Consider the following 23986-nt stretch of genomic DNA (forward strand, 5'->3'; position numbering starts at 1 on the left):
AACGGCTAGTGCACGCCCAGCCAGCTCTCGATCGGGTGGAGCGCGAAGTAGACGAGGAAGATCACCGTCAGGCCCCACATGAACGCGCCGATCTCCCGCGCCCTGCCCTGCGCGGCCTTGATGGCGACGTAGGAGATGACGCCCGCGGCGACACCGGTGGTGATGGTGTACGTGAAGGGCATCAGGACGACGGTCAGAAACACCGGGACGGCGGTTGCCCGGTCGGCCCAGTCGACATGGCGGGCGTTCATCAGCATCATCGCGCCGATGACGACCAGGGCGGCGGAGGCGACCTCCTGCGGGACGATCGCGGTGAGCGGGGTGAAGAACAGACAGGCCGCGAAGGAGGCTCAGGTGACGACCGAGGCGAGGCCGGTGCGCGCTCCCTCGCCCACCCCCGTCGCCGACTCGATGAACACGGTCTGGCCGGAGCCGCCCGCCACTCCGCCGATCGCGCCGCCCGCTCCGTCGATGAACAGCGCCTTGGACAGGCCCGGCATCCGGCCCTTGTCGTCGGCGAGTTCGGCTTCGGTGCCGACCCCGATGATGGTGGCCATGGCGTCGAAGAACCCGGCGAGGACGAGCGTGAAGACGATCATTGAGACGGTCATCGCGCCGACCTCGCCCCAGCCGCCGAACTCCACGTCCCCGAAGAGCGAGAAGTCGGGCATCGAGACGGCGCTGCCGTGCAGTTCGGGGGCGCCCGCCGCCCACTGCTTCGGGTCGACGACCCCGGCGGCGTTGAGGATCGCCGCGACGACCGTGCCGCCGGCGATGCCGATGAGGATGGCGCCGGGGATGTTCCGGGCCTGGAGCATGAAGATCAGCAGGAGTGTGCCGGCGAACAACAGGACGGGCCAGCCCGCGAGTTCGCCCGTCGGACCGAGGCTGACCGGGGTTGCCTTGCCCTGGTGCACGAAGCCCGACTTGTAGAAACCGATGAGCGCGATGAACAGACCGATGCCCATGGTGATGCCGTGCTTGAGCGCGAGCGGGATCGCATTCATGATCATCTCGCGTAGGCCGGTGACGACCAGCAGCATGATGACCACGCCGTACATCACGCACATGCCCATCGCCTGCGGCCAGGTCATCTGCGGGGCGACCTGGGAGGACAGCACGCCGGAGACGGACAGGCCGGCGGCGAGCGCGAGGGGCACCTTGCCGAGGAAGCCCATCAGCAGCGTGGTGAGAGCGGCGGCGAAAGCGGTTGCGGTGATGAGGGCTTTCTGGCCGAGGGTGTCCCCGGCCGCGTCCTTGCCGGACAGGATCAGGGGGTTGAGCAGAAGGATGTACGCCATCGCCATGAAGGTGGTGACGCCGCCGCGCACTTCGCGCGCGACCGTGGATCCCCGCTTGGATATGTGGAAGTACCGGTCGAGCCAGGACCTGCCGGCCGGGACGCGGGTGCCTTCACCCGCGTCTTCGGCCGTGGTCCTCGACTCCAGTGACTGCTGGGTCATGGGGCCATCTCCCAAGGTTTATAGGTGCACCCGCGCGACGCCTTCGGAAAGGAGCGCGGGATTTGGGAATGGACGACCCGGGGGACGGCCCGAGACGAACGTCGGTGACTACGCGGTGCCCGTCAGATGCTCCGGACGCACCGGTGTGCGGTTGAGCTCCAGCCCGGTCGCGTTCCGGATCGCCGCGAGGACGGCCGGGGTCGACGACAGGGTGGGGGCCTCGCCGACGCCACGGAGCCCGTAGGGGGCGTGGTCGTCGGCGAGTTCGAGCACGTCGACGGGGATGGTCGGCGTGTCGAGAATCGTGGGGATCAGATAGTCGGTGAAGGACGGGTTGCGGACCTTCGCCGTCTTCGGATCGACGATGATCTCCTCCATGACCGCCACGCCCAGGCCCTGGGTCGTGCCGCCCTGGATCTGACCGATCACGGAAAGCGGATTCAGCGCTTTTCCGACGTCCTGCGCGCAGGCCAGTTCGATGACCTTCACCAGACCGAGCTCGGTGTCGACCTCGACCACGGCGCGGTGCGCCGCGAAGCTGTACTGGACGTGTCCGAAGCCCTGTCCGGTGCGCAGGTCGAAGGGTTCGGTCGGCCGGTGCCGCCACTCGGCCTCGACCTCGACGGCCTCGTCGCCGAGCACGTCGACCAGGTCGGCGAGGACCTCACCGCCGTCGGTGACGACCTTGCCGCCCTCCAGGAGCAGTTCGGCGGTGGCCCAGGCGGGGTGGTAGGAGCCGAATGCGCGGCGCCCCATCTCCAGGACCTTCTCCCGTACGAGCTCGCAGGAGTTCTTGACGGCGCCGCCGGTGACGTACGTCTGCCGCGAGGCCGATGTGGAGCCGGCGCTGCCCACCTGCGTGTCGGCCGGGTGGATGGTCACCTGCGCGACGCCCAGCTCGGTGCGGGCGATCTGCGCGTGGACGGTGACACCGCCCTGGCCGACCTCCGCCATGGCGGTGTGCACGGTGGCGACGGGCTCGCCCGCGATGACCTCCACCCGGACCTTGGCGGTCGAGTAGTCGTCGAAGCCCTCGGAGAAGCCGACGTTCTTGATGCCGACCGCGTAACCGATTCCTCGGACGACGCCCTCGCCGTGCGTGGTGTTGGACAGACCGCCGGGCAGCTGCCGGACGTCCGCGCCCTCGCTGCTCTCCCACTGGCGCTCCGGCGGCAGCGGCATCGCCTTGACGCGGCGCAGGAGTTCGGCGACCGGCGCCGGGGAGTCGACCGTCTGCCCAGTCGGCAGGAGGGACCCCTGTTCCATCGCGTTGAGCTGCCGGAACTCCACCGGGTCCATGCCGAGTCGCTCTGCCACCTTGTCCATCTGCGCCTCGTAGGCGAAGCACGCCTGGACCGCGCCGAAGCCGCGCATCGCGCCGCAGGGCGGGTTGTTGGTGTAGAGGGCGATGGCCTCGACCTCGACGTCGTCGACGACGTACGGGCCGATGCCCAGCGAGGAGGCGTTGCCGACGACCGCGGGGGACGCGGAGGCGTACGCGCCGCCGTCGAGCACGATGCGGCACTTGACGTGAGTCAGTTTTCCGTCGCGGGTGGCGCCGTGCTCGTAGAAGAGCTTCGCGGGGTGGCGGTGGACATGACCGAAGAAGGACTCGAAACGGTTGTAAACGATTTTGACGGGTTTTCCGGTGCGCAGGGCCAGCAGACAGGCGTGGATCTGCATCGACAGGTCCTCGCGGCCGCCGAACGCGCCGCCGACGCCGGCCAGCGTCATCCGCACCTTGCTCTCGGGGAGGCCGAGAACGGGTGCGATCTGGCGCAGGTCGGAGTGGAGCCACTGGGTGGCGATGTAGAGGTGGACGCCACCGTCGTCGTCGGGCACGGCGAGGCCGGACTCGGGCCCGAGGAAGGCCTGGTCCTGCATGCCGAACGTGTACTCGCCCTTGACGATCACATCGGCGCGCTCGGCGGCCGCGGTCGCGTCGCCCCGGACGATCGGCTGACGGTGGAGGATGTTCGGGTGCGCGACGTGACCGATGTGGTGGTCGTCGCGGCCCTCGTGGATCAGGACGGCGTCCGGGGCGGTCGCAGAGGCCTCGTCCGTGATGACCGGCAGTTCCCGGTACTCCACCTTGATCTTGGCTGCGGCGCGGCGGGCCGTCTCCGGGTGGTCGGCCGCGACGATCGCGACCGGCTCGCCGTGGTGGCGTACCTTGCCGTGGGCGAGGACCGGGGTGTCCTGGATCTCCAGGCCGTAGTTCTTCACATCGGTCGGCAGATCGTCGTACGTCATCACGGCGTGGACGCCGGGTGTGGCGAGGGCCTCGGACGTGTCGATGGAAACGATTTCGGCATGGGCGACCGTGGAGCGCAGGATCTGGCCCCAGAGCATGTCCTCGTGCCACATGTCGGACGAGTACGCGAACTCGCCGGTGACCTTGAGGGTGCCGTCCGGGCGGAGTGTGGACTCGCCGATCCCGCCCTTGGTCCGGGAACCCTGGGTGATCTTGGTGGGGGTGCCGATGGGGGCGCCGTTGGCAGGCATCGTCAGACCGCCTCTTCCTGCCGGGCGGCCGCCAGACGGACCGCGTCCATGATCTTCTCGTAGCCGGTGCAGCGGCACAGGTTGCCCGACAGGGCCTCGCGGATGTCCGCGTCGGTCGGGTTCGGGTTGCGCTCGAGCATCTCGTCGGCGGCGACCAGCAGCCCCGGCGTGCAGAAGCCGCACTGGACGGCGCCGGCGTCGATGAACGCCTGCTGGACCGGGGAGAGTTCGGTGCCCTCGCCGGTGCGGGAGTCCTGTCCCTTGGCCGCCCAGTGCTGCGCGTCCTGCAGCGACGTGCCACAGGCGCCGCTCGCACAACCGCCGTGTGCGGCGCGCTGTCTGGCGTAGTCCGCGAGCCCCTCGACGGTGACGACCTCACGGCCCTCGACCTGGCCGGCGGCGACCAGACACGAACACACCGGGACGCCGTCCAGCCGGACGGTGCACGAGCCGCACTCGCCCTGCTCGCAGGCGTTCTTGGAACCCGGCAGACCGAGCCGCTCGCGCAGCACGTACAGCAGGCTCTCGCCCTCCCACACGTCGTCGGCTTCCTGCGGACGTCCGTTGACAGTGAAGTTGACGCGCATTACGCAGCTCCCTCCGAGGTGCGGCGGGCGCCGCGGTAGGACTCCCAGGTCCAGGTGAGCGTCCGGCGGGCCATGACGCCGACCGCGTGGCGGCGGTAGCTCGCGGTGCCCCGGACGTCGTCGATGGGGTTGCAGGCGGCGGCGCACAGGTCCGCGAACTGCTTGGCCACCGACGGGGTGATGATTTTCCCGTTGTCCCAGAAACCGTCTTCTTCGAGCGCCGCGTTGAGGAAGTCCTCGGCGGTCTTCGCCCGGACGGGGGTGGGCGCGGCCGAGCCGATGCCGGTGCGGACCGTCCGGGTCTCGGGATGCAGCGCAAGGCCGAAGGCGCAGACGGCGATGACCATGGCGTTGCGGGTGCCCACCTTGGAGTACTGCTGCGGGCCGTCTGCCTTCTTGATGTGGACGGCGCGGATCAGCTCGTCGGGCGCGAGCGCGTTGCGCTTCACGCCGGTGTAGAACGCGTCGATCGGGATCCGGCGCGAACCGCGCACCGACTCGGCCTCGACCTCGGCGCCGGCCGCCAGGAGGGCGGGGTGGGCGTCGCCGGCCGGGGAAGCGGTGCCGAGGTTGCCGCCGACTCCGCCGCGGTTGCGGATCTGCGGGGAGGCCACCGTGTGCGAGGCGAGGGCGAGGCCCGGCAGCTCGGCGCGCAGATTCTCCATGATGGCGCTGTACGGGACGGAGGCGCCGAGCCGCACGCTCTCCTCGCCGACCTCCCACTCGTAGAGGTCACCGACGCGGTTGAGGTCGAGCAGGTATTCGGGCCTCCGGTGGTCGAAGTTGATCTCGACCATCACATCGGTGCCACCCGCGATCGGCACAGCGGAGGGGTGCTCGGCCTTGGCGGCGAGCGCCTCCTCCCAGCTGGCGGGGCGAAGGAAGTCCATGACCGGCTCTCTTCTTCGTCTCATGAGTCGTTCGGTTCGAGCCAGAATCGGGTGCGGCGGGCCCGGCTCGTTCATGTCCTGTTCACGCGCAGTGAGGCCAGTACACAGCGCCTTGCTCCAACCGGGTCAGTCACGGAAACCATGAAGGAGTTGGCTGGTCGGCACGGCCATCTTGTAGATTCGTATGAACGGAGGCCATCAGTAACCTCCTCGTTTTCCTGTGGAAACGTAGGAAACAGCCTGGCAATCAAAGAATGCGGTTCCAAAGCGGTTACTGACCGGCCGCCGCAGCGCCCCGGGCCCCGGGGCGGGGCCGACGGCAGGACCGGCGGCGGGTCCTCTCCACCACATCCTTCAAGATTCATCGTAGATTTCGAGACAGAGAACGGCGGCGACGAGATGCGGCTGCGCGCACTGCTGGACACCGATGCGCTGGGCCTCAGGCTCCTCGGCGGCGAGGACGAACTGGACCGCACGGTGCGGGGTGTCATGACCACCGACCTGCGGGACCCCAGCCGCTACCTCTCCGGGGGCGAGCTGGTGCTGACGGGCCTGGCCTGGCGCCGGGACGCGGCGGACTCCGACCCGTTCGTGCGCATCCTGGTGCAGGCCGGGGTGACCGCGCTCGCGGCCGGTGAGGCGGAGCTGGGCAACGTCCCGGAGGACCTGGTCGCGGCCTGCGCCCGGCAGCGTCTCCCCCTGTTCGCGGTGCACGAGTCGGTGGCCTTCGCGACGATCACCGAGCACGTCGTGCGGCAGGTCTCCGGCGAGCGCGCCGGGGACCTCGCGGCCGTGGTCGACCGGCACCGACGGATGATGATCTCGGGCCCGGCGGGCGGTGGCCCGGACGTGGTCCTGGACCTGCTCGGCTCCGACCTGGACCTGCGCGCGTGGGTCCTGTCCCCCACCGGCCGGCTCATCGCGGGCCCGAAGTCGACGAGCGCGAAGCCGGCGGGGTCGAAGCCGGCCGGGCCGGCCCTGCCGCCCGACGTGTGCGCGAAGCTCGCGGCGGAGCACCTCGCGGCCGTCCGCACGGGTCGGCGCGGACCGCACCGGGTGAGGGTGGGCCAGGCGACGTACTCGCTGTTCCCCATCCGCAGCAACGGCGGCCGTCCTGCCCAGACCGCGCAGAAGTCCCCGACGTCGCACACCTCGCCGGTCCCGTCGACCTCAGGAGCATCGGGGGCCTCAGGTGTCTCACCGGTCTCGCGGGACGTGCGCGAGAGCGTTCTGTCGGACTGGCTGCTGGCCGTCGAGGCGGACGCCGGTGAGTGGGCGGACGAGCGGCTCGACCTGCTCCAGGGCGTCACCCAGCTCATCGCGGTCGAGCGGGACCGCCGGGACGCGGCGCGCACGGTGCGCCGGCGCCTGGCGCAGGAGGTGCTGGAGCTGGTCCAGACAGGCGCGGCCCCGGCGGAGATCGCGGCCCGCCTGCGGGTGGCCGCGCCGGTGCTGCTGCCGGGCCTGGGGGCCGCCCCGCACTGGCAGGTGGTCGTGGCCCGAGTCGAGTGGGACGACGGCGATCTGGAGCCGGGCCCGGTCGCCCAGTCGCTCCTGGAGGAGATCCTGGTCGACCCGCTCGCCACCGGCCCCGAGCCCTCCGACCGCATCGCCGTGGCGCACACGGGCGAGGAGGCCATCGCGCTGGTCCCGCTGCCCGCGGTGTCGAACGCGCACGACGGCTCCGAGACGGGCGTCCTCGCCGACGCCCTCCTGGCGGCCGTGCGGGAACCGCTTTCGTCCGGACTCGACGGTGACGGACGGCTCACGGTGGGCGTCAGCGCCGCCGTGCACTCGGCGGAAGGGCTGCGCGGGGCTCTGGAGGAGGCACGGCACGCTCGACGGGTGGCCGCGGCCCGCCCCGGCCGGGTCTGCGCCGCGGGCCATCAGGAGCTGGCCTCGCACGTCCTGCTGCTGCCGTTCGTCCCTGACGATGTGCGCAGAGCGTTTACTGCACGTCTCCTGGACCCCCTGCGCGACTACGACCGACGCCACCGCGCCGAGCTGATCCCGACGCTGGAAGCGTTCCTCGACTGCGACGGCTCGTGGACCCGATGCGCCTCCCGCCTGCATCTGCACGTCAACACCCTGCGCTACCGGGTCGGGCGGATCGAGCAGTTGACGAGCCGTGACCTTTCGCGGCTGGAGGACAAGCTGGACTTCTTCCTGGCGCTGCGCATGAGCTGACAGCGGACCGACAGCTGGCCGACACCGGTTACTACCCCTTGGTCACCAGCCGTTGAAACCTGTGAGGACGGAGATCCCACGACTTTGTGAAATCCTTCACCCGCCCCCTTGGCCCGGTGCCGCCATTCGTGCTGAGATGCGCGCACCACTCATAGCTCGATGGCGCGCTGGGCCTGTCCTTCGGATCAGGTCGGAGTCGGGGGCACGGTGCCTTGCGTAGCGCCCACGAGCTGATCCGCAGGACAGGACTTGGGGAGGGCAACGTGGCGTACAGCGCCATGTCCGGTACCGGAACGACCTCAGGTGACGATCCCCTCCAGACCGCGGTATGGCGGTTGCGTTCGCGTGCCTGCTGGGCCGACGCGGCGGCGCTGATCCCGCCCGACACCGCGACAGGCTCGATCCAGCGGGCCGCACTGCTCGTGGAGCGGTGCCTGTACACCGAGCAGGGCTGGCAGGACGCCGAGGACGCGCTGCGCACCGCGGAGGCGCTGGCCCACGACGACGAGGAGCGGGGCGCGGCCGCGTGCGAGCGAGGGCAACTCGCCTATGCGGCAACGCTGCACGGCGTGCGCGACCGGGTGGACGAGGCACGGGCCGCGCTCGGCCGGGCCGCGGCGCTGATCCCGCCGGACGCGGCGGGCCGGGCGCTGCTGGACTTCCGCAGAGGTCTGCTCGCCGAGAACATCTCGCGTTCCCCGCAGGCCGCGAGGGCCGCCTACCGGCGCGCCCACACGGCGGCCGCGGCGCACTCGGACTCGCTGCTGCTCTCCTTCACCTGGCGCCACCTCGCCGGACTCGCCCTGCGTGACGGCGAGTTGGCGGAGGCCCGGCACGGATTTGCCGAATCCCTGCGCATCCGGGAGGAGTTGGGCTACCTGGTGGGCACCGCTCCCGCGCTCGCCTCACTGGCGGACGCGGAAGTCGAGCCGGAGGCCTCGCGGTTGCGGGAGGAGGCACGTCGACTGTTCCGACTGCTGGGAGGCGTACCGACCTGGCTGGCAAGGCAGTTGGCGCCCCCGACGGCCCCGAGCCCGTCCGGAGTGTGAGGAGCGGGCGCTGCGGCTGCGCACGCGGGCAGGTCACGCGGAGGGCGGCGCGGAGGGCGAGGCCACGGCAGGGCGCAGACGACCGGGTCACAGAGGCCGGAGCCACGGCACACGCACGCACAGGCACGGGCACGGGCACGGGCACGGGCGGAGAACGGGCCGCAGCGGACGAGGGCGGATCATTTGGCCGGCCACAGCACGAAAAGCTGGGCGGGAGACAGGGCGGAAAACATGGCGGGCAGGGTGCGGCGCAACGGGTGACGCCGTATCGCGGCCGGAGCGAGGCGCCTCGGGACAATGGCCCCGGCGCCGGTCTCCTCAGCCGCCCGTGCCCGCGAAGTGCTCGCGCATCAGCGCCTGCACGGCGTCCAGCTCTCCCGCCGTCAACGCCTCCAGCAGCGCCATGTGCTCGGCCGCGTCGGCGACGAGATCCGCCCGCCCCCGTCGCACCGGAGCGCCGACCAGCGGCCACTGCGAACGCCGGTGCAGATCCTCGGCGATCCCGACCAGCTGCTCGTTGCCGGAGAGGGCGAGCAGTGCCCGGTGGAAGACACGGTCGGCCTCCGCGTACGTGGCCCGGCAGCCGGAGGCCGCCGCGCGCACGCTCGCCTCGGCGAGGGGCCGCAGCTCCGCCCACCGCTCCGCGGGCACCGTACGGGCGAGCCGCAGCATCACGGGGACCTCGATCAGCGCCCGCACCTCGGCCAGCTCGGCCAGTTCCCGCGTGCCTCGTACGATCACCCGGAACCCGCGGTTGGGGACGACCTCGACGGCGCCCTCCAGCGCGAGCTGCTGCATGGCCTCCCGGACCGGCGTCGCGGAGACCCCGAAGCGTTCGCCGAGCACCGGCGCGGAGTACACCTCGCCCGGCTGCAGCTCCCCGCCGACGAGCGCGGTGCGCAGGGCGTCGAGGATCTGGCCGCGCACGGAGGCGCGCTGGACGACCGGCCGGGGACGCGGAATCGGGATCTCGCTGTGCGTGTGCTCACCGCGCGCGGCACCCGTCGGGCCGCACGGCTCGCGGTCCGCACCGTCGCCGTACTCGACGGACCCGGCGTTCCCGGCAGACCCCACCGGCCCGGCGGGCCCGGACCCCGGTGATCCAACCGACCCGGTGCGCGACTGCGCCGGCACCCGGGCACGGCCGTCGACCTGTTGCGGAACCGGTTTCCCCGTACCGGTGGAGCCGTGCGCTCTCTGCTCCACGGGGCCTCCTTACGGCCTTGTCGGTACTTGGGGTCATTACGACGGGTTGTTACTCGTCCGTCAAGCACCTTAGGCGTAGTGGCCGCCAGTTCAAATCCCAACGGCACTGGATAAGGTTAGGCTTACCTTTAATCGCACCCGAAACGGCGGTCCCGCCATGCCCACAGCCCCGTCGGCCACGGCAGAGGCCTACGCCCGCCTCACGGAGGTCTACCCGGGCCTGACCGTCACGGAGCTGGGACTTGTGGAACCGTTTCCCCGGGGCGGGGGCTGGGTCGCCGCGGCCGAGCTCGCGGAGGGCGGAGCCGCCCTGGAGGCCTTCCTCGCATGGGACGACGCACAGGTCGTGCGCGACTACGGCCGACCGGCACGTCCCGACGTGGTCGCGAGCTTCGGACTGCACCGGTACGCCTGGCCCGCCTGCCTGCTGATCACCGTCCCGTGGTTCCTGCACCGCCGGGTGCCCCGTTTCCCCGTGACGCACGTCTCGTACGACCGCACCGGCAGCGGCATGCGGATGGCCGTCCGCCCGCCGTCCTCCTTCGCCTGTCTGCCGGGGGACCCGGCAGCGCTGCTGCCCGGCGCCCGGGTGGTCCCGGACGAGGAGGCGCTGCGGGCGGAGGTGCGGGCGGCGGTGGCCGAGCACCACGAGCCACTGCTCGCCGGCTTCGGGCCGCGGGCCCGGCGGCGCGGTCGGGCCCTGTGGGGCATGGTGACCGACGAGATCGTCGAGGGGCTCTGGTACATCGCCGACCTGCTCGGCGGGGACGAGCCGGAGCGGGCGCGACGGGAGCTGGAGCTGCTGCTGCCGGGCGCCACGCAGCCCTACGTCGGTTCCGCGGCCTTCCGCGAGTTGGCGGGCCCGGACGGCGAGGCCCTGCCCACCCGGGACCGCGCGAGCTGCTGCATGTTCTACACGGTGCGCCCCGAGGACACCTGCGTCACCTGCCCGCGCACCTGCGACGCGGACCGCGTCACCAGGCTCACCGCGGCGGCGTCCGCAAGCAGTTGAGTAACGCTCAGATACCGCTTCCCCTCGAGTCACCCCTCGTGGGCAGAGGGCCGCGGAGAGTCCCGTAGGATCACCCGGACGAGGCTCCCCAACGGTTACAAGCGATTCACAAATTCCTCACTTGCCACGGGAACTTTCCGTGGAACCACTCGTATGGGTAGTCTTATTCGAACTCAACTCCCGCCCCTCAAGCGGCAGTTCGAGCAGAACGTCGCCTTGGGCATCCCCTTGCACCTCCTTGGCGGCCTCTTGCCCCGAAACCCCCTGAGGGACGGCGGGATTGGGCCACTATGGCGGGCGTTACGCCCTATCCCAATGCAAGGGACCCCAGATGAGACTTACCGACATATCGCTGAACTGGTTGCTTCCGGGCGCCGTACTCCTCCTGGGCATGCTGGCGGCGGTTGCGGTGCTGGCGCGCGGCAAGCGCCCCTCGGGGAAGGACACGAGCGGCGAAGACTCGTGGGAGCGCAGCGAGGAGCGCCGCAGGCGCAAGGAGGCCATATACGGCACAGCCTCCTACGTCCTTCTGTTCTGCTGTGCGGCCGTCGCGGCCGCCCTCTCCTTCCACGGCCTGGTCGGGTTCGGCGAGCAGAACCTCGGCCTGACCGGCGGCTGGGAATACCTGGTGCCGTTCGGCCTGGACGGCGCGGCGATGTTCTGCTCCGTGCTCGCGGTGCGCGAGGCCAGCCACGGTGACGCGGCTCTCGGCTCCCGGATACTCGTATGGACTTTCGCGGGCGCCGCGGCCTGGTTCAACTGGGTGCACGCGCCCAGGGGCCTGGACCACGCGGGCGCCCCGCACTTCTTCGCCGGCATGTCGCTCTCGGCCGCCGTGCTCTTCGACCGGGCCCTGAAGCAGACCCGCCGCGCCGCGCTGCGCGAGCAGGGTCTCGTGCCCCGTCCGCTGCCGCAGATCCGCGTGGTGCGCTGGGTGCGTGCCCCCCGTGAGACGTACAAGGCATGGTCGCTGATGCTGCTGGAGAACGTGCGCAGCCTGGACGAGGCCGTCGAGGAGGTCCGCGACGACAAGGCCCGCAAGGAGGAGACCAAGCTGCGCCGTCGCGATCAGCAGCGGGTCGAGCGGGCGCATCTGAAGGCGATCAGCCGAGGCAACGGACGTTTCCCCGGCCGCGGCGGTGGCGGCGGCGGGAGCCGTCAGGTGGAGGCCCAGGCCGCTCTGGAGCGCGCCACGGCCGAGCGGGTTTCCGCGGAGCCTGCCATAGCGAACTCCGCGGAGCAGCTGCCCGTGCGCTCGCGGCCCTCCCTGCAGCCCGCTCGCCACAGTTCCGCTTCTTCCGACTCGTTCACCGTTGATCTCACCGCGGAGGACGACACGATGGCCCTGCCGCGCCTCGACTCCCTGGAGCGCAAGCTCAAGGACCTGGAGCAGCAGTTCGGCTGACGGACAGTCAGACCTGACGGGAAGGGGGCGCGACCACCACGGTCGCGCCCCCTTCCCGTCGGGTGTCGATGCGACCTGCCACGCTCACGCGGCCCCGGCGTCCAGCTCGAACCAGACGACCTTCCCGGCACCGTGCGCCCGTACGCCCCAGGTGTCCGCGAGGGACTCCACCAGGACCAGGCCCCGGCCGTGCGTGCCCTCGTCGGCGCTCTGTGCGCTCGGCCGAGGGCGGCGGGCCGCTGAGTCCCGCACCTCCACCCGCAGGCCGGACGGTGAGACGGTGGCCGTCAGGACCGCGTCGTCGTCGGTGTGCACGAGCGCGTTGGTGACGAGTTCGCTGGTGAGCAGTTCCGCCGTCTCCGACCGGCCGGGCTTCCCCCAGTCCCGCAGCAGTTCCCGCAGCGCCCGGCGCGCCTCGGGCACCGCCCGCAGGTCCGCCCGCCCGAGTCTGCGGCTGAGCTGCGACGCCCGGTCCTGCTCCACCGCGCAGTCGGCCGCGTACTCGGCGGCGCCTTCGGTCGCGCCCTCGCCTGTTTCCCGCGCTGCCCCTGCTGCCCCCGCTGCCCCCGTCTGTCTCGTCGCCGAGGCGCCCGCGATCGTCGTCGGACCGCTTCCTCGTGCCTGCCTCTCCATGACCCCCGCCCGCGTGTCGATGTCGGTTCCCCTCCTGCTCGAACACGTTCACGGGGATCCTTGCCCGGTCGACAGCGGGCCAGTCATGTCGAATCATCGACGACCGGGTGTTCGGCCATGTTCGGCCGGTCCTCCCGGGCACTCACGGGGTGGGACGTCGGGGCGACCGTCGGGCCGAGCGCGCCGTCCGAGCCGCCGTGGAGGGCGCCGTCCACGACGACCGGGCCCTGGTACAGGCGGGTCCGGAGCGGGCGACGCGTCGGTTCGTGCGTCGTGTGCGGTGTGCGACGGGTGTGCCGGTGGCCGTGTCCGCTCGGCACGGGCCGGCCGAGCCGGCGTCTGTCGATCCGGCCTTGGCGATCGCGCATCAGCCGTCCGCGACCGACGTCAGGTGGAGAACGCCCCAGGTGGACAGGCTGGTCGACGATCGGCGGGGCGGATGCCCGGGGAGCGAACGGGCCGACGGGGAGAAGCGGCGATCGACTCCGGCCGCCACGGTGAGCGACCCGGTTTCCGGGCGGTGGGGATGCCGTACGACGGCGCGGGCGTACCCGTGCGGGGCGCGCACCCGCGCAACCGGCACCTGGCGGGTGCTTCCCCCGCGAGCGGAGGTGAGCCGGCGCATCCGCTCTTCGAGGCGGCCCCCGACCTGGCCGTCCCGCACACCTTCGAACCTACACACCTGGGTCACGCACCGACCGCCGGGCATCGCCCCGTTGGACGATTCGCCTCTGCCGATCCGGCCGTATTCGGGGAAGGGGAGGGGCAGTTGGTGCACGGCACCGGGAGGGGCCGGGGTGTGGCAACGCCGGGGGCGGGTGTCGGGTGATCGAGACGCCGACACGTCCGACGGTGAGCCCAAGGGGAGCCGACACGTCCATGGACCGCCAACTCTCTTACAACAAAGGCTCTTTCGTCGAGACGGCGAGGCGTCAACCGTCGAGGCGTCGGCCGACGGGGCGTCGACCGTCGGGGCGGAGGAGATTCCGCTGCCGGAGACCTTCCGCCGCGCCGCACGTCGCCTCTGGCCGCGAGGTTGGCCGGAATCCGACGGTCCTCACCCGGGACTGGCTAGCTGCCCTCGGCCCCCGTCGTGCCGATGTGGAAGATCTTGTGGCCGCGGGTCATGTCGACGATGAGCTCGGTGGTCTGGTTGCCGCCCCAGGTGAGGGTGACGACGGCCTCCGTGTAGTTCGCCGTGCCGTTGTCCGTGACCTTCCACGCAAGCGGGACGTTCTGGGCCTGCAGGACGCCGTCGGCGTGGTTCTCGTCCTCCCAGGCCGCCAGTTCCTTCTGGAAGGCGGGGGTGAGGTAGTGCTTGCGGAGTTCGTCCGCGAGCCGGCCGCCGCCCTCGTCGGTCATCGCGTCGATGTAGGCGCCGTAGAAGTCCGCGATGCGGGTGACGTTGTCGGACGGCTTGCCGCTGACGCTGCGCGGGCTGCCCGCGGACGCCTGGGCCGTCACCCCGAGGCCGAGCGCCAGGGCGAGGCCGACGGCCAGGGCGCTGCGCCGACGGGTGGTGCGAAGACGGGTGGTGCGAAGGCGGGTCGTGCGCTTGCCGGTCCCGCTGGTCTTGCTGATCTTTCCCATCCCGCTGGTCTTGCTGGTCATGTGCGTGTTCCCCGTGTGTCTCGGACGACTGTCTGGTGGCTGAGTGGTCGTGCGGGGCCGCCGCCCTCCCGACCCCCGTGGCGGGAGGGCGGCGGCCCCGGCTTTTCTCAGTGGTCAGTGGAGCTTGTTGACGGCTGTGACGGTCGTCTTCTTGAAGGCCTTCACCGGGGCGTCCCCGAAGTCGCCCAGCTGGCCCCAGTCCACGACGGTCACCGTCGTGCCGTCCCGGCCGACGGAGAGGAGGCGGATGTCGGTCGCACCCCAGGACGTCTCGGTGTGCAGGCCGTAGACGTGGGCGCCCTCTTCGACGTTCAGCTTCCCGTAGTCCCTCAGCGTGGCCTCGACCTCCGGGTCCGCCTCCTCGATCCATCCGGCGCAGGACTTGATGTCCTGGTTGATCCGTGAGTACCGGCCCTTCGCCGCGCTGACGCTCGACAACTCGACGCTGACCTGACGGGCACTCGTGTCGAGATCGGTCCGGAAGTCCCGGTACCAGGAGTCCCAGCCGTCGCCCAGCGCCATGCCGAGGCAGCGGTCCGCCTCCACTTCGGGCGACACGCCGGCGGTGATCGCGCCGGCCGTCCAGGACGAGCCGGCGTGCGGCGGCAGGTCGGTGGCCGAGAGGAAGCCGGGCGGTTTCGGGACGGTGGCACCGGCCGGTGCGGCGAGCACGGTGCCGAGGGCGAGGCCCGCGGCCGTGAGTGCGGTGAGCCCGGTGAGCATGACGGCTCGGGTGCGCTTGGACATGGGTGTCCCCCGTGAGTGAGTGCATGAGTATCGGTGTGGGTGCAGCTGTGGATCGTCGCGGTAGGGGCGGCCGGGTGGTCGGTCCGTCCGGCCCGGTCGGTGCGACACCAAGAGCATCGGCCGTCTGCACTGCCCGCTGCAACGGTCTTCGCCCGATCGGCTGCGGTGGAACCATCCCAGCCCATCTGACGTGCAGGTATATGGGTGCCTGGGATGACCGCCCGGGCCGGACGAGCACGGGGGAACGGTGTCGAGCGACGACGGTGTGGGCGATGTGACGGAGTTCGCGGCGCTGCTGACGGAGCTGAAGGGGCGCACGGAACGCAGCTATGGCTCCCTCGCGCGTCGGTTGGGCATGAACACCTCGACGTTGCATCGGTACTGCGCCGGGGAAGCGGTTCCGCAGGATTTCGCGCCCGTGGAACGGCTCGCCGAGTTCTGCGGGGCGACGCCGGAGGAGCGCCTCGAACTGCACCGGCGGTGGCTGCGAGCGGTAGCGGCACGACAGCGGCCTCGGGGCGCGGGTACGGGTACGGGTACGGGTACGGCTGCTACGGAAAACCCGGAAACTTCGGAGACGTCGTCGGAAACTCCGGAAACTCCGGAAACTCCGGAACTGGATAAGAAACAGTTACCGCATCGCCGTTGGCCCCGGCAGCGGCGCACCACGGTCCTCGTCGGTGTCGCCTGCGCGCTCCTCGCCACCCTGGGCACGCTGTCCGCGCTGCCGGGCGGCGGTCACCCGACGGTCTCCGACGACGCGGCCCGGTCCGCAGGGTCCTCCGGCGGCCCGTCCGGCACGACGGCCCCACTCCCCTCCCCCACGCCCACCGCGAGCACCGCCGCCTCCCGCACCCCCGGCGCCGCCTCGACCTCACCCGGTTCCGGCCCGGGCTCCGCTCCCGGCAGAACCTCCCCCTCCGCGAACGCCGCGCCGGGCGGCGGCAAGGCGTCGGCCCCCGCCACGGGCGTACCGCTCGCCTGGACCGCCGACTCGCAGGTCTGGGCGCTCGGCTGCGGTCACGACTACGTCATCGGCAAGCCGCCGGCGCAGGTTCCGCCTCCCCCGGCGGAGCAGGACGCCGGGCTCTGGGCATCGGCCCAAGGTGCGGTGCACGGGCGGGAGACCAACGTGGAGATCTCGGTGCAGGGCCGTAGCTCCACGGCCGTCGTCCTGACGGCACTGCGCGTGCGGGTCGTCGGCCGTGCCGCACCGGCGTCGGGCACGGCGTACGCCATGGACCAGGGCTGCGGCGGCTCGCTGAGCAAGCGTTACTTCGCGGTCGACCTGGACAAGGACCGCCCTGTCGCGCACTCGGTCGCCGGAAACGATTCGGGCACTCCGATCCCGGCGGTGAGTCTGCCCTACCGCGTGTCCAGCGAGGACCCGGAGGTGCTCCTGGTCACGGCGCGGACCGAGTCGTGCGACTGCAACTGGTACCTCGAACTCGACTGGTCCTCCCAGGGCCGCGCCGGCACGGTCCGCATCGACGACCACGGCCATCCGTTCCGCACGAGCAGCATCAAGGGCCTGCCCCGCTACTGGTACGGCACGGACAACGGGGAACGCAAGTGGGTCCCGGCCACGGGCTGACCCCGTACGACCCCCACCGACTATGCCCGCCACGCCCGCCACCACCGGCTCACCCACCCCCAGACCTCTCCTCTCCTCTCCTCTCCTCCTCCCGCCCAATCGACGCCCCGCCCTACGGCCGTGGCACGTGGCGCAGGTTGGAGCGGGCCATCTGCAGCATGCGTCCTACTCCGCCGTCGAGGACGATCTTCGAGGCGGACAGCGCGAAACCGCTGACCATCTCGGCGCTGATCTTCGGCGGGATGGAGAGGGCGTTGGGGTCGGTGACGACGTCGACGAGGGCCGGACCCTTGTGCCGAAGAGCATCCTTCAGCGCGCCGACCAGTAGTTTGGGCTTCTCGACGCGTACGCCGTGGGCGCCGCAGGCCCGGGCGACGGCGGCGAAGTCGGGATTCTTGTTGGTAGTGCCGTACGAGGGCAGACCGGCGACCAGCATCTCCAACTCCACCATGCCCAGCGAGGAGTTGTTGAAGAGGATGACCTTCACCGGCAGGTCGTGCTGGACGAGTGTCAGGAAGTCGCCCATCAGCATGGTGAAACCGCCGTCGCCGGACATCGAGACGACCTGACGGCGACGGTCGGTGAACTGGGCCCCGATCGCCATGGGCAGCGCGTTCGCCATCGAGCCGTGGGAGAAGGAACCGATGACGCGACGTCGGCCGTTGGGCGTGAGGTAACGCGCGGCCCAGACATTGCACATCCCGGTGTCCACGGTGAACACGGCGTCGTCGTCCGCGAGTTCGTCGAGGACGGACGCGACGTACTCCGGGTGGATGGGAACGTGTTTCTCGACTTTCCGGGTGTACGCCCTCACCACCCCCTCCAACGCGTCGGCATGTTTCTTCAGCATCCGGTCGAGGAAACGCCGGTTCTCCTTGACCCGCACCCGAGGGATGAGACAGCGCAGGGTCTCGCGTACGTCGCCCCACACGGCGAGGTCCAGTTTCGAGCGGCGACCGAGGTGTTCGGGCCGCACGTCGATCTGGGCGATCTTCACGTCGTGGGGGAGGAAGGCGTTGTACGGGAAATCGGTTCCGAGCAGGATCAGCAGGTCGCACTCGTGGGTGGCCTCGTAGGCGGCGCCGTAGCCGAGGAGCCCGCTCATACCCACGTCGTACGGGTTGTCGTACTGGATGTGTTCCTTCCCGCGCAGCGCATGCCCGACCGGGGACTTGATCCTCCCGGCGAACTCCATGACCTCGGCATGCGCGCCTGCCGTGCCGCTGCCGCAGAAAAGAGTGACCTTGTCGGCCGCGTCGATCATCTCGACGAGTGCCTCGATCTCGGCGTCGCCGGGGCGGACGGTGGGCCGGGCGGTGACGAGAGCGGTTTCGACGGCTTTCTCGGGGGCGGGCCGGTCGGCGATGTCGCCGGGAAGGGACACCACGCTGACGCCACCACGCCCGACCGCGTTCTGGATGGCGGTGTGCAGCAACCGTGGCATCTGATTCGGGTTGGAGATGAGCTCGCTGTAGTGGCTGCACTCGCGGAACAGCTGGTCGGGGTGGGTCTCCTGGAAGTAGCCCAACCCGATCTCGCCGGACGGGATGTGCGAGGCGAGGGCGAGCACGGGCGCCATGGAGCGGTGGGCGTCGTAGAGGCCGTTGATCAGGTGGAGGTTGCCTGGTCCACAGGAGCCCGCGCAGGCGGCGAGCTTCCCGGTGATCTGGGCCTCCGCACCGGCCGCGAAGGCAGCCGTCTCCTCGTGGCGGACGTGGATCCAGTCGATGGCCGAGTTGCGCCGCACCGCGTCCACGACGGGGTTGAGACTGTCCCCCACCACACCGTAGAGGCGCCTCACCCCCGCCCGGGCGAGGATGTCCACGAACTGTTCGGCTACGTTCTGCCTGGCCATGGATCGACGCACCCCTTCGGTCTCCTCGGGTCCATCCCTCCACAGTGGCCGCGACGGCGCGCTCACGCCTCCCAGACGGCCGCCGCCGTCCGGTCGTCGGCGTAGCCCTTCACTCTCACCTGGGTGTCGGCGAGGAAGGCCGCGAGACCGGGCGGAGTGGGCCCCGACCAGCGTTCCGTCAGGTGCGCGGACAGGTCGGGCTCGCCGCGCAGAGGTTCGGCGAGACCGCCGGTGCACATCAGGAGCGTGTCACCCGGTCGGGCTACGGAGGCGCGGAAGCGGAAGGGCTCCCGGGGCGGTTCGGGATCGGGGTCGTAGGGGTTCGGGGGTGTGGGGATGCCAAAGTCCATCGTCAGCCGGTCGCCCTCGGGCGTCTCGGCCGGGAGCGAGCCGAACCCGACGACCGGCTCGCCGGCGACCTCGCCCACCCGGGGCTCGATGTCCCGCCACACTCCGCTGCGCAGCCGGAACAGTCCGCCGGCGCCGACGCCGAAGAAGACGCGCGTACGGCAGTCGGGGTCGGCGGGCAGGAGCAGGCAGCGCAGAGTGGCCGCGTACTCGTCCGGTTCCAGGCCCTGTTCGGCGGCGCTGGCGCGGAGCCGTCCGAGGCTGCGGTCGGTGAGACGGTGCAGGCCGGACTTCAGGTCGCCGCGCCGGGCAGCCCTTATGTCCTCGGCGAGCCGGACATGGCTGCGGCCCACCGCCCGCCCGATCCACCGGCACACCTCGGCGGCCGCCCGATGGGCTCCCGGGGTCGCCCTGGCGCCGGTGGCCATGGCGACCAGGATCAGCGCGTGTTCGCCCGAGCCGAAGCGGGCGGTGAGGAGCGAGTCGCGGCGCGGCTCCCCGCGGTAGCGCGCGGAGTCCCCCCGCACGGACACGGCCCGCAGCGCGAGGGCCCCGTACCGGGCGCCGTCCAGAACGGTGTCGGCGACCAGATCGTCCAACTCGTCCGGATCGGCGGGCGGAAGGGCGGTGGGCTCGGCGTCGTAGGTGGGCGGCCCGGAACCGACGTAGTCCTTCAGGTTCGAGAGGGGCGGGTGCGCCGGCAGGGCGGGGACGGAGGAGGTGGAGGGGGCGGAGGGGGCGGAGGAGAGAGCGGGAAGGGCCAGGGCGGTGGGGGGATGGCCGTACTCGGAGTCGAACGCACGCTCGGAGGCGGGAGCGCGTTCGGGGGCGGGCGGGGTGAAGGGGGCCGCGTCGCCGTGAGCGGAGGCCGTGGGGGCGGTCGGGGGCGGCGGCGCATGGGCCGGAGCAGGCGGCGCCGCGGGCGCGGGCGGCGGCACGAGGGGTGCGGTGGAGGGCCTGGGGGGTGTGGTCGCCGAGACCGCGGGCGGCGCGGACGCCGCGGGTGCGGCCGGTGGCCCGGACGTGGAGGGCGCCGCAGGGGGCTCGGAGATCGCCTGCGGCGTCCCGGCGGGCATGCCGTCGCCGGTCGTGGAGGGGACCGGTCCGTGGGGCGCGCGTTCGGCGAACCCCGGCGGCAGCGGGCCGGACGGAAAGTTCGTGGGCTCTGACGACGTGTCCGACGGCGGCTCCCAGGGAGCGCGGTGCCGCTGCGGCAGACGGGCGCCCGGGGCGGCGTCAGCGGCAGCAGCAGGGGCAGCGGCAGGGGTCGGAGCGTGGGCAGGGGCTGCGGCACGGGCAGGGGCCGGAGCGTGGGCAGCACCCGAGGCGATGCCGACGCCGTCGGACCGCCCGGCGTCGTCGGACTCGGCCCCCCGGCCGACGTCACGCCCCGGGCCGGAGCCCGCATGGCGTTCGGTGTCGGAAACGGTTTCCGGCCCTGCGCCCCACCCGAGATCCCCCCTGACGTCACGCCAGACAATGTCTTCGGGGTCAGCGGCGGCGCCCTGATCGACGTCGGGCCCATCGGCGGACTGTCCTGGGATGTCGCGCCCCGCGTCGGACCCGACATCGGACTTGGCGTCGGACTTGGCGTCCTTGGCGTCGAACCCGGCAGCGAATCGGCCCCGAGGGTGCGGAACGGAGCCGTCCGACGACTGTTGCGCCGCCCCCGGCAGCTCGTCCTGCGGGGAGGTCCACCAATCGGTCCGCGCGCCGGGACCGGGCCCTGCCGCGCGCGGCGGCGGCACCCTGCGGGCGGCGCCGGAGGCTTCCTCGTCGGCCGGGTCGCCTGCCGGGGCCCTTCTGACGGCCGCCGTGTCCCGCCGGCCCGCCGGGTCTCTCGCACCGCCCCCTTCAGGGGCCCCCGCTCCGACGCCGTCCTCCGCGCCCGAGCCGACGTCGACGCCCGCGGAGCGCACCGCTCCGGCGGCCGAGGCGAAGCGGTCGTCCAGGGAGTCGGTGGCGGGCGCGGGCCCCGTGTCCTCGGTGGAGTCGTCGTACAACTGCCCCCACCAGTCGTCCTCGTGACCGGTGGCCCTTCCCCCCTGCTGGCTCATGCCCCTAATTGTCCACCGCACGGGCCATATGAAAACGGGGCATCAGGAAAATGCGTCACGACACGGGTATCGCACAGCATGTCGAGCGACGCCCGGAACAGCAGTGCGACGCGAGGTGCGACAGGGGTCGCCGGACGGTTCCACCCCCCACGGGAGAACCGTCCGGCGACACGGGTGACCCCGGCTCAGATCCCCTGCGCCCCTGCGCGTCATGAGCCCGGATCACGTTCTCGAAAGACCTCGGCACCTCGACGTCGTGGTCGGTCGGCCCGAGTGTCCCCGGCGTTCCTGGAGATCCGCTGTGGATGATCAGTGGATGATCACATGTTCCCGCCGTGGCCACACCTTGGCAGAGTGACCGCCGGTACGGCGATGATGTGCGGCGGCGGGTTTACGCCGTGGCTGTTTCCCGCCACTCACGGATGTGGGAAACGGATATCGGACGGACGTCAGGACGGACGTCAGGACGGACGTCAGGACGGACGTCAGGACGGACGTCAGGACGGACGTCAGGACGGACGTCAGGACGGACGTCGCGCAGATGACGTACGGATCTTGTTGAAGGAGGGACGGCACCCAATGCTGGGAGCGATAGGGCTCGACGAGACGCATGAGTCGGCGTACCGGGCACTGGTGTCCGTGGGCGCCGCCGACGTGCCCGATCTCGCACGCCGGCTGACGCTCGGTGAGCACGACACGGAGCGCGCGCTGCGTCGGCTGGAACGGCACGGACTCGCCGCCCAGTCCTCGGGCCGCCCCGGACGCTGGGTCGCCGCGCCTCCGGGCGTCGCTCTGGGCGCACTGCTCACCCAGCAGCGTCACGAGTTGGAGAAGGCGGAACTGGCGGCGGCCCTGCTCGCCGAGGAGTACCGGGCGGCCGCGGCCGAACCCGCGGTGCACGACCTGGTCGAAGTGGTGACGGGTGCCGCCGCCGTCGCCCAGCGCTTTCTGCAGATCCAGCTCGGGGCGAGCGAGGAGGTGTGTGCGCTGGTCACCGGCACGCCGGTGGCCGTGACCGGGAGCGAGAACGACGCGGAGGAACGGGCGGCGGACCGTGGGGTGCGCTACCGCGTCGTACTGGAACGGGCGGTGCTCGACCAGCCCGGCGGCATGACGGAGCTGACCGCCGCGCTGGGCCGGGACGAGCAGGTCCGGGTGGTGGACGAGGTGCCGACCAAGCTGGTGGTCGCCGACCGCTCGCTCGCCCTGGTGCCGCTGACCGGCCGCTCCGCGGAGCCCGCCGCGCTGGTGGTGCACGCCAGCGGGCTGCTGGAGTTGCTGTCGGGCCTGTTCGAGTCGGTGTGGCGGGAGGCGCTGCCGCTGCGCCTCGGCGCGGCCGGCGTCGCCGAGCAGGACCCGGACGGCCCCGAAGCCGCCGACCTGGAGATCCTGTCCCTGCTGCTGGCCGGGATGACCGACGCGAGCGTCGCCAAGCAACTCGACCTGGGGCTACGGACCGTACAGCGCCGGGTGAAGCGGCTGATGGAGCTGACGGGAGTCACGACCCGACTGCAACTGGGCTGGCACGCGTACGAGCGCGGATGGGTGACCCGGGAGCGCTGACGGCACCGGCGGGACCCGCCCGGCCGCACGTCTTGACCTGCGTGTTCTCTCCGGCTCGGGCACCCTGGGCAGATGGGAGTGTGGGAACTCCTGCTGGTCGGACTGGTCATTCTGCTCGGCCTGTGCGGAGTGCTGGTGCCCGGTGTGCCGGGATCGTGGCTGGTGTGGGCCGCGGTCCTGTGGTGGGCGCTGGAGGATCCGCGGCCGGTCGCCTGGGCCGTGCTGGTCGGCGCCACGGTGGCCCTGTTCCTGTCCCAGGTGGTGCGCTGGGCCCTGCCGCCCCGCCGACTGCGCACGAGCGGCGCGACCCCTCGGATGGGGGCGTACGCAGGGCTCGGCGCGCTCCTCGGCTTCGTCGTGCTCCCCGTGGTCGGCGCGATCCCCGGCTTCATGGGTGGCATCTACCTCTCCGAACGCCTGCGCCTGGGCCGCCCGGGCGAGGCCCGGGCGGCCCTGCGCACGGCGATGCGCTCGGGCGGCTGGAGCGTCCTCGCGGAACTGTTCACCTGCCTGCTGATCGCGGGGGCGTGGCTGGGGGCGGCGGTGTGGGGCTGACGTACGGTCGGCGCGTCCGGCCGGGACATCCGACCGGGCCGCTCGGCCGGGACACTCGGCCGGGCCGCTCGACCGAGCCGCTCGACCGGGACAGGTGCCCACTCACTCTGGCGCGGCGGCAGACTGTCGACAGAAACCGTTTTCGACAAGCGTCAGCTCGAAGAATCCCCCGGGAGCACGCCCAGCGCACTCTCCAGCGTCAACAGCCTCACCTTGCGGTCCAGGCCGCCCGCGTAGCCCGTCAGGGAGCCGTCCGCGCCGATCACTCGGTGGCAGGGGCGCACGATCAGCAGCGGGTTCGCGCCGATCGCCCCACCGACAGCCCGTACGGCCATCCGCGAGGCGCCGATGCGCGCCGCGACCTCACCGTACGTCGTGGTCGCCCCGTAGGGGACTGAGTCGAGGGCCGCCCACACCCGCTCGCGGAAGGCGGTGCCCTCGCTGCGCAGCGGGAGCCGGAACTCCTTCAGGTCGGCGGCGAAGTAGGCGTCGAGTTGTTCCTCGGCGGAGCGGAAGGGACCGGGGTCGCGCAGCCAGCCGTCCTGGACGGTCCGTCCGCCCTTCTGACCAGGCACGGAGAGGGAGGTCAGCGCTCCGTCCGGGTCGGCGGTGAGCAGCAGGGGACCGAGCGGGCTCGCCACGCTGGTCCAGTACGTCAGACCGTCGGTCAGTGCATCCGTGGGGCTGCCGGTCGTTGCGTCGGCCAGTGCATCCGTGGG

Annotated in this window: 19 protein-coding genes and 1 pseudogene; 7 read left to right on the forward strand and 13 right to left on the reverse strand. The window is 71.6% G+C overall.

The features are described from left to right. Positions 1-5 precede the first annotated feature (5 nt). The 4 genes and pseudogenes from ABZ725_RS21345 to ABZ725_RS21360 all read right to left on the reverse strand — a co-directional run bounded on the left by ABZ725_RS21345 (position 6) and on the right by ABZ725_RS21360 (position 5445). Positions 6-1463 (reverse strand): annotated as a pseudogene (locus ABZ725_RS21345) (NCS2 family permease). A gap of 108 nt (positions 1464-1571) precedes the next feature. Next, the gene (locus ABZ725_RS21350) at positions 1572-3968 is read right to left on the reverse strand and encodes a molybdopterin cofactor-binding domain-containing protein (RefSeq protein WP_358804176.1); all 2397 of its coding nucleotides are present in this window, start codon (positions 3966-3968) and stop codon (positions 1572-1574) included. A 2-nt stretch (positions 3969-3970) separates the two neighbouring features. Further along, positions 3971-4555, reverse strand: coding sequence for a (2Fe-2S)-binding protein (locus ABZ725_RS21355; protein ID WP_358804177.1), 585 nt, complete (start codon positions 4553-4555; stop codon positions 3971-3973). Then, positions 4555-5445 carry a xanthine dehydrogenase family protein subunit M gene (locus ABZ725_RS21360; RefSeq protein ID WP_351918260.1) on the reverse strand — a complete coding sequence of 297 codons (891 nt, stop codon included), beginning with the start codon at positions 5443-5445 and terminating at the stop codon, positions 4555-4557. The genes ABZ725_RS21355 and ABZ725_RS21360 overlap by 1 nt, the downstream gene beginning before the upstream one ends. A gap of 399 nt (positions 5446-5844) precedes the next feature. On the opposite strand from ABZ725_RS21360, the gene ABZ725_RS21365 reads away from it, so the two are divergent. Next, a complete protein-coding gene (locus tag ABZ725_RS21365; RefSeq protein WP_358804178.1) occupies positions 5845-7632 on the forward strand; it encodes a PucR family transcriptional regulator ligand-binding domain-containing protein in 1788 nt (595 codons plus the stop codon). Positions 7633-7895: 263 nt separating this feature from the next. Next, positions 7896-8681: a hypothetical protein gene (locus ABZ725_RS21370; protein ID WP_358804179.1), complete on the forward strand. Its 786-nt coding sequence runs from the start codon at positions 7896-7898 to the stop codon at positions 8679-8681. A gap of 318 nt (positions 8682-8999) precedes the next feature. Here the strand turns inward: ABZ725_RS21370 and ABZ725_RS21375 are convergent, their stop codons facing one another. Continuing rightward, the gene (locus tag ABZ725_RS21375; protein ID WP_358804180.1) at positions 9000-9887 is read right to left on the reverse strand and encodes a GntR family transcriptional regulator; all 888 of its coding nucleotides are present in this window, start codon (positions 9885-9887) and stop codon (positions 9000-9002) included. 157 nt (positions 9888-10044) lie between these two features. Here ABZ725_RS21375 and ABZ725_RS21380 point away from each other — a divergent pair, with 157 nt between their 5' ends. Further along, complete coding sequence (locus ABZ725_RS21380) at positions 10045-10899, forward strand: (2Fe-2S)-binding protein (RefSeq protein WP_358804181.1); 855 nt, start codon at positions 10045-10047, stop codon at positions 10897-10899. A 331-nt stretch (positions 10900-11230) separates the two neighbouring features. Then, on the forward strand, positions 11231-12304 hold the full coding sequence (locus ABZ725_RS21385) for a DUF2637 domain-containing protein (RefSeq protein WP_351918250.1): 1074 nt from the start codon (positions 11231-11233) through the stop codon (positions 12302-12304). 84 nt (positions 12305-12388) lie between these two features. Here ABZ725_RS21385 and ABZ725_RS21390 read toward each other — a convergent pair whose 3' ends face one another. The 5 genes from ABZ725_RS21390 to ABZ725_RS21410 all read right to left on the reverse strand — a co-directional run bounded on the left by ABZ725_RS21390 (position 12389) and on the right by ABZ725_RS21410 (position 15295). Then, a complete protein-coding gene (locus ABZ725_RS21390) occupies positions 12389-12787 on the reverse strand; it encodes an ATP-binding protein (RefSeq protein ID WP_358804522.1) in 399 nt (132 codons plus the stop codon). A 233-nt stretch (positions 12788-13020) separates the two neighbouring features. Next, the gene (locus tag ABZ725_RS21395) at positions 13021-13305 is read right to left on the reverse strand and encodes a hypothetical protein (protein ID WP_358804182.1); all 285 of its coding nucleotides are present in this window, start codon (positions 13303-13305) and stop codon (positions 13021-13023) included. Next, a complete protein-coding gene (locus ABZ725_RS21400) occupies positions 13305-13601 on the reverse strand; it encodes a hypothetical protein (protein WP_358804183.1) in 297 nt (98 codons plus the stop codon). The genes ABZ725_RS21395 and ABZ725_RS21400 overlap by 1 nt, the downstream gene beginning before the upstream one ends. A gap of 407 nt (positions 13602-14008) precedes the next feature. Further along, positions 14009-14548 carry a hypothetical protein gene (locus tag ABZ725_RS21405; RefSeq protein WP_358804184.1) on the reverse strand — a complete coding sequence of 180 codons (540 nt, stop codon included), beginning with the start codon at positions 14546-14548 and terminating at the stop codon, positions 14009-14011. 114 nt (positions 14549-14662) lie between these two features. After that, a complete protein-coding gene (locus ABZ725_RS21410; RefSeq protein WP_358804185.1) occupies positions 14663-15295 on the reverse strand; it encodes a hypothetical protein in 633 nt (210 codons plus the stop codon). A 247-nt stretch (positions 15296-15542) separates the two neighbouring features. Between ABZ725_RS21410 and ABZ725_RS21415 the strand changes: the two genes are divergently transcribed. Then, positions 15543-16889: a helix-turn-helix domain-containing protein gene (locus tag ABZ725_RS21415; RefSeq protein WP_358804186.1), complete on the forward strand. Its 1347-nt coding sequence runs from the start codon at positions 15543-15545 to the stop codon at positions 16887-16889. A 112-nt stretch (positions 16890-17001) separates the two neighbouring features. On the opposite strand, the gene ABZ725_RS21420 is transcribed toward ABZ725_RS21415, so the two are convergent. Beyond that, positions 17002-18744: a pyruvate dehydrogenase gene (locus ABZ725_RS21420; protein WP_358804187.1), complete on the reverse strand. Its 1743-nt coding sequence runs from the start codon at positions 18742-18744 to the stop codon at positions 17002-17004. A gap of 62 nt (positions 18745-18806) precedes the next feature. Further along, the gene (locus ABZ725_RS21425) at positions 18807-21149 is read right to left on the reverse strand and encodes a protein phosphatase 2C domain-containing protein (protein ID WP_358804188.1); all 2343 of its coding nucleotides are present in this window, start codon (positions 21147-21149) and stop codon (positions 18807-18809) included. A 579-nt stretch (positions 21150-21728) separates the two neighbouring features. Between ABZ725_RS21425 and ABZ725_RS21430 the strand changes: the two genes are divergently transcribed. Next, a complete protein-coding gene (locus ABZ725_RS21430; RefSeq protein ID WP_358804189.1) occupies positions 21729-22712 on the forward strand; it encodes a helix-turn-helix domain-containing protein in 984 nt (327 codons plus the stop codon). 72 nt (positions 22713-22784) lie between these two features. Then, positions 22785-23267 carry a DUF456 domain-containing protein gene (locus tag ABZ725_RS21435; protein ID WP_351909168.1) on the forward strand — a complete coding sequence of 161 codons (483 nt, stop codon included), beginning with the start codon at positions 22785-22787 and terminating at the stop codon, positions 23265-23267. A 152-nt stretch (positions 23268-23419) separates the two neighbouring features. Here the strand turns inward: ABZ725_RS21435 and ABZ725_RS21440 are convergent, their stop codons facing one another. Further along, positions 23420-23938, reverse strand: a complete 519-nt coding sequence (locus ABZ725_RS21440) for a methylated-DNA--[protein]-cysteine S-methyltransferase (RefSeq protein WP_358804523.1) — start codon at positions 23936-23938, stop codon at positions 23420-23422. Between the last annotated feature and the right edge of the window lie 48 nt (positions 23939-23986).

This window comes from Streptomyces sp. NPDC006872 (assembly GCF_040635845.1).
Taxonomy (GTDB): domain Bacteria; phylum Actinomycetota; class Actinomycetes; order Streptomycetales; family Streptomycetaceae; genus Streptomyces.